Origin of the sequence: Paracoccus sp. S4493 (assembly GCF_000967735.1) — a bacterium.
GTDB classification, from domain to species: Bacteria; Pseudomonadota; Alphaproteobacteria; order Rhodobacterales; family Rhodobacteraceae; genus Paracoccus; species Paracoccus marcusii.
Genome location: NZ_JXYF01000547.1, coordinates 1 through 1300 on the forward strand (window position 1 = coordinate 1; position 1300 = coordinate 1300).

Annotated in this window: 2 protein-coding genes; both read left to right on the forward strand. The window is 60.0% G+C overall.

All coding sequences use genetic code 11. The features are described 5' to 3' along the window. Positions 1-155: 155 nt before the first annotated feature. A complete protein-coding gene (locus tag TW83_RS18980; RefSeq protein ID WP_045984351.1) occupies positions 156-716 on the forward strand; it encodes a hypothetical protein in 561 nt (186 codons plus the stop codon). A gap of 333 nt (positions 717-1049) precedes the next feature. Beyond that, the coding region (locus tag TW83_RS18985) for a hypothetical protein (protein ID WP_045984352.1) at positions 1050-1300 on the forward strand (251 nt) is incomplete at its 3' end.

The window sequence follows — 1300 nt, forward strand, 5'->3', positions numbered from 1 at the left end:
ATCATCGTCGGCGCCATCGTCACGACAGAAGCTTTGAAGGATCCGAAGATCGCCAGATGGATGGCGGCCACCCTGCGCAAGAACGCTACCCGGGAGGTCGATCAGAAAGAGATTGCCGGACTGCTGGCCGAGCTGGACGCGAAGGCGGGCACCGCATGAGCGCCGTTGCCAAATCCCCCGCCGAACTGATTGCCGATCTGACCGACCAGGTGCGGCTCCTGCGCCAGGACGTGGGCAACCTCACCGCCACCGCAACCACCAAGGCCGAGGCGGCAAAGCTCAGGGCCTCGGTCCAGAAGATCACCATCGACGCCCTGGAGCAGAACCGGCAGATCGGCAGCACCGCGGCCGAGATGTCCCGCCGCATGCACCGCGACAGCCTTACCGCCGCCCAGGAGGCCGCAGGACAGGCCGTGAGGGGGCTGGAGGATCAGATCAGTGCCGCCGCCAACCATATGCGCCTGGAAGCCGTCAAAGGCCGCCAGCAGGCCCTCTACAGCTTCGGAGGGGGTCTGGCGGTCTTTGGGGGGATTGCCGCTCTGGGGGCCGTTCTGGGCATCGTGGCGCTGCTCCTGATCCAGGGACGCGGCGATGCACGGGCGTTCGGGAAACGTCCGGGGGTGTTCTGTACATCGGCAGGGGGCGAGCTGGTCACCGGAACCACCGGCCGTCGCTTCTGTGCCTTCTGGGTCGATCCCTATGTCCCGGCCAATTGATCCTATCTGGCCTTTTGTTCGATGTTGCAGTGGCTATGCTAAGGGCGGCTGATCCACCTCAGGGCCTTTGACCCATCAGCCTCCGCCAGGGCGAAACGTGGAATGGGCTGCCGCTGCGGGGTTTCCGGATTTCCCGACACACCAAAACCGGACCATCACGCTCCCAACTAAATCGAGACCTCGAAGCCAAACGCTTCGTCAGCCTTCAGATAAGCTTAAGATATCTAAAAAGTGCCAAAAAGCGAATTTTAGTCACTTTAAGGCTTGCCAAGGAAAGCCTGAAGCTTATATGTAGCTTCATGCTTGGCTTTACTTGATCAAAAAGGGGTAGATATGAAGCTTTTCGTGTTTGAGGGCTCGGTTGACGAACTGAGCGAAGTTGCCAAAAATCTTGGCGTTCAGTCAGTTGCTGCCGCAGTCGAGGTCCCAAACGAGCCTGAGGCGGCACTGAAGGCTCACTCAGCCAGTGAGGGCGATGATCCTGTTTCTGTGAAATTCGCCCGGCGCGTTCTGAAGCGCTTGGCGATTTCTGAGCCTATGCAAGCTGTTCTCCAAGAGCTTTACGACGCTGGCGACGCATGGGT

Coding starts and splice junctions, on each gene's coding strand:
- TW83_RS18980 (WP_045984351.1), top strand. CDS start 156: ATGAGCGCCGTTGCCAAATCCCCCGCCGAACTGATTGCCGATCTGACC.